The sequence below is a fragment of the Paraburkholderia podalyriae genome (genome assembly GCF_014397785.1).
Lineage (GTDB): Bacteria > Pseudomonadota > Gammaproteobacteria > Burkholderiales > Burkholderiaceae > Paraburkholderia > Paraburkholderia podalyriae.
In genome coordinates this window covers 1-4,426 of the sequence record NZ_VZQQ01000152.1, presented here as the reverse complement: position 1 = coordinate 4,426, position 4,426 = coordinate 1, and the positions used below count along the sequence as shown (strand labels likewise).

Annotated in this window: 3 protein-coding genes and 1 pseudogene; 1 reads left to right on the top strand and 3 read right to left on the bottom strand. The window is 57.5% G+C overall.

Going from position 1 to position 4,426, the window contains the following annotated elements:
* On the bottom strand, nt 1–180 hold a 180-nt coding region (gene tnpA, locus F6X42_RS46515; RefSeq protein WP_446686586.1), incomplete at its 3' end, for an IS66 family insertion sequence element accessory protein TnpA.
* A 79-nt stretch (nt 181–259) separates the two neighbouring features.
* Between tnpA and F6X42_RS41775 the strand changes: the two are divergent.
* Nucleotides 260–634, top strand: a pseudogene (locus tag F6X42_RS41775) (formaldehyde dehydrogenase, glutathione-independent); the annotation flags it as partial.
* 810 nt (nt 635–1,444) lie between these two features.
* Here the strand turns inward: F6X42_RS41775 and F6X42_RS41770 are convergent.
* On the bottom strand, nt 1,445–2,077 hold the full coding sequence (locus F6X42_RS41770) for a class I SAM-dependent methyltransferase (RefSeq protein ID WP_187639604.1): 633 nt from the start codon (nt 2,075–2,077) through the stop codon (nt 1,445–1,447).
* Nucleotides 2,078–3,093: 1,016 nt separating this feature from the next.
* Complete coding sequence (locus F6X42_RS41765) at nt 3,094–4,014, bottom strand: restriction endonuclease (protein ID WP_187639603.1); 921 nt, start codon at nt 4,012–4,014, stop codon at nt 3,094–3,096.
* Nucleotides 4,015–4,426 lie beyond the last annotated feature (412 nt).

Genomic DNA, 4,426 nt, shown 5'->3' with positions numbered 1-4,426 from the left:
GTTCGACAGTTTCTTGCGCCACAGATCGAACGTACTGACGGCAAGTCCCTGCTCACGGCAGAAGTGACGCTCGCCAAGTCCGCTTCCTTTCCATGCCATGACCATCTCTCGCCAGAACGCCTCGCCCCGCCGAGGCCGCCGCGTGCCCGTCGATACAGTCTCTCCCGCGGTGTTCTCCATCGCATTGCTCCGTCGTTACGATGGCTACACCTTCGCACCGCGTGTACGTGCGTTCAAGACGGGATGCGCTGACGGATACCAAACTGAAGCGCCAGCGTCAGTGCTAAATGCTCTGATGGAGGTCACCCGTGTTGCCGGCAAAGTCGGTATTCCCGGTCTGTACGTTACTGACGATCCCGGAGCAGTCGATCCGGCAGCGAAGCGGGGCAGCCTGTCGGTACGGTTGGGACTTGGATGGGCGAAGTCGCATAGCTTCTTCACAGGCCAGACTCCAGTCATGAAGTACAACCGGAATCTGATGCAAGCGATCCTTTGGGATCGACTCAATATTGCAGAAATCGTGAACGTCCAGGTTATCGCATTGGAGCGAGCGCCCGAAGGCTATTCTCAATTCGATTCCGGCGTCCCCAAGAAATTCGTACTCGATCCGCATGGTCTGCTGAACGCAGCTTGAGAATCCGGGCGGTAAGCTTAAAGCGTGTGCGTGTCGCGGGGCGGGCACACGCTTAAGTGGGTGGCGCCTTGCAGTAGCTGTCATACGGGCAAAGCAGGTTCGTCGGACTGTACTCCCCCACATCAAGCGCAGACATCTCGCGATCCGGACGCGGAAATAGTCAACTTGAAGGTAATGAAAATAAGAGGGAACCGCTCCTGAACCGCCAATTCGCCCGGAAAGCCTTATCAGACAAGGCGTCTTGGGAGGTAACTCAGTTATCAAAGTTGCCCGTGTGCGGGGCGTCCGCGTTGATTTCAGCCCGATTCGCGAGTGGGTCGACTACTGTCCAAGGTTCCGCCCCGCAAGTGGCCATTAGGCGAGCACGGGACTCAATGCGCCGTGGATGAAATGACCGCTAGACCTGGATGCTGTTGAAAAAGTCGGCCACCGTCTAAATCGCGAGGTTTTCATGGGTCGCTTTACCCTTACTCAAGGGCTGCGAGCGGCTTGTACGCCGATCTGAGAGGTCGATTTTTTCGCTGTTGCTCGACAACCCGTATGTCGCGACTTTTTCAACAGCATCCCTGGAAAGCCGACGTTCGAATTGCTGCGTGAGAGCGCTTGCCAACGTCTGGGCATGGCCGCCCTCTGCCTGTCGCGGCCGACGACAGGCGTCCCCGCTTCTGCCGATCGTCTGAGATCCACGACTGGCCGTCTGCGCGATGGACACTGTTGCAAATCGGCTGCTTTGCGCTGCATCAAAGCGGCTTGAACGCAAGCATCTGCCAAGCCCAACGCGGGCATACTGTGGAACAGCCCCCTGGCGTTTCAGGCAACCGGCTTGCGCCACACGCTGGCTAGCCACGGCTGCCGCTCACGCGGCAAGCCGGCGGGCCGGTAATAGTGCTCAATTTCGACGAAGCTTGCGTCCGCCATATATCGGCGCCATGCTTCGAGATCATGGAAGACGCCGTAGCGGCCGTGGCTCCAGCCTTCCTGATTCGTGCCGCGCGGGTTGGAGCTGAACAGCACGCCGCCGGGCTTCAGCGTCGCGTGCAATTGCCGCAACACGCGCGGCAACGCCTGACACGGGACATGGAACAGCGCGGCGTTGGCGAAAATGCCGTCGAAGTGCGCGGCCGGCAAATCGAGATGCAGGAAATCCTGCTGCCAGACGTCGCAGCCAGTCTCGTCACGCGCCATTGCAACGAAGCGCTCGGCGCCATCGAGGCCGACCGCGCAATGGCCGAGTGTAGTGAAGGCCTTGAGATCTCGCCCCGGCCCGCAGCCGAAATCCAGGATCGTAAGAGGCGGCTCGACTTCGATATGGTGCAGCAGCGCCACGATGTTCTGCGTGACGTCGTGGTCGTACGTGCCGTTGCGGAAATCTTCCGCGTGCGCGTCGTAGTGCTGCAACGTGACGGCACTGATTTTATCGAGGTCGCGGGGGTCGAGTTCCATGCGGGAAGTATATCTCGGGGCATTTCCCGCACGACTACGTCGTACTTCCGGTGTCATCGGTCGTGATCGGTTGCGTGCCGAACAGGATGAACAACGCGATTCCGTGTGCGCAACTGATTCCTCTTGGGTTTCCGAGGAAAGCGCACGGTGTCAGGCGAACGACTGGAGATGGCCGTACCTTGCCGATCGTCGTGCGATCGACCCGTGCGTGCCACGAGCGGCAGGACGCGACCCATCAGTGTCCGATTGCACTGCCCTCACGAACATACGGCAGACGCAGTAGGTGCAGCATGATGTCTCGCGAGTGCGCCAAGTGCGCCGCAATGAGGGGTATGAGAATCCGTGGCGCCAGTCGGTCTTCGCGAAAAGACTCTGACCAGGCGTGACGCCCAAGCAGCCGCCCGCTCGACTGATGATTTTTTCGGCCGACACTACGCGTCGAAACAGACTTTGGCAGTACTTCGCTTCTCCATCTGTTGCGTGGCACGATGATGCTTTGCATCGCGGGAACAGAATCGCTCGACATGCTGACGGGTCTGCGCGCGCTCAACCTCGACCCGGGCGAACTCGATCTTCGCAGGTACGTTGGCGTGATCTTTCGTACGGAGGCTTACCTTTCTCCGCTTGCACAACGGACAATCGAATTGCTACAAGAGCGGATACGCTGAATCCCGTCACTATGGGCGCGGCTCCTGAACGGGCGATGGCCTCACCTTTTCATTTGTGTGAAGTGGTCATTCCTCGCGCTAGGCCGAGGACATGAAGGGCTGGTTCAGGGTCGATAAGTCGTTGGTCGAAACGTCGTCGGTGAACGTCTCATGTCGACGCGGCAACGGACAGTCGAAAACTTTGTCTGAGCGTCTCAAAGGGGTCGGTTACGGCGGTTCGACATATAGCCTTGGAAGTCACAGCCTTGCTGAACTGCGGGCTTCCGGGTTCGGCCATGAACCTTGGTTCGCGTGTGCCATTGTCGGGACGTTCAGGCGTCGGCTTCACACTAAGCAGCCGTTCGACGATTACTCAAAAAATTCTTCGTCGATCTTCTTTAGCTCAATGGTTTCTTCAACACGACAGCCGACGTTGAACCTTATCATCAGCTTGGCTAGCTGGCGACCGTCAATTAGGACGATACGTTTGCTGAGGAAATCAGCCGTCTCTCTGGCAGAAGACGAAAAGGCCGAGGTGGTAACAAAAAGTCCCTTTGCTGCCTTGAAACGATCCAGTGATCCGAAGAAATCACGGATCGCGCCCGAGCCTACATTGTTGCCGTCCGAGTAGCGCTTGGCCTGCACGTAAATTCGATCTAGGCCTAGGGCGTCTTGGTCGATAACGCCATCAACGCCGCCGTCGCCGCTCTTGCCTAACGCTCGGCCGGCATCGCTTGTGGACCCCCCGTAACCCATTGCGAGCAGTAACTGAACCACGAGGCGTTCAAAAAATTCGGGCGGGGCCGCAATAACGCGGGCGAGCAGATCAAGACTGAGTTCATCGTCCAACTCTGCATGAGCTTTTCGAATGATTTCGTCCGGCGTCATTCCGCTCGCCTGGACTGCCTCGATCGCCGCAGAGGCTTTCCCAGCGTTGTCGGTACCATTGCTGGCCTCCCGGAACAGTACGAATTCTGGAAATTGTTCAAGAAAGTGAATGTCGATCTTTTCAGGAGGATTGGCTAATAGGTCACGCCCCCTGTCAGTTATCTGAAAGTGTGCTCGTTTGGTCAACTCCACCAGTCCTGCCTTGCCGAGATAGCTTTTGGCCCAATGCACACGGTTGGCGAAGGTAGTCTGCTTTCCGGATGGCAATAGTTCTGATCGCTCGTCCTCTGTCAGTTGGAATTTGTCAACCAATGACTGAACGACATCAGAAATCTTAACCTCGCCCATTTCGGACGAGCGTAGGACGGGCAGCATCAAAGTCTGAAAATCAGGAATGGCCATTGTAGAGGGTCAATTAGTCAAACGGCACCGACGCGGCGGTGCGTCGTGGTGAGGAATGATACTGCTTCCCCTGTCCGATGACTTCCCAGCACCTAACGTCCTCTCCCCTTTGGTACGAGTCGTTGTCGAACTGCCACTGCAACAGTCAACTCCGGGTCGCGTGCGGCCGATCGCCGCCCTGCGAATCTCGGAGTGGCTATGCGAACTGCATAAGGCAGTGATCGGCCATGAAGCGTCATTCGCCCGCACCGTTGCGGGGACGTTCATATGTCAGATCCACCCAGCAAGATGCTATGTGGGACTACCGGAGAAAGGTCCGTTTAGCTAAAACGGAATTTCCAACTCTGTGCGAAGGAGACGGAAATGTCCACGACCCAAGCAGTCCCACAAGACGAGAATACGGCAATCGACG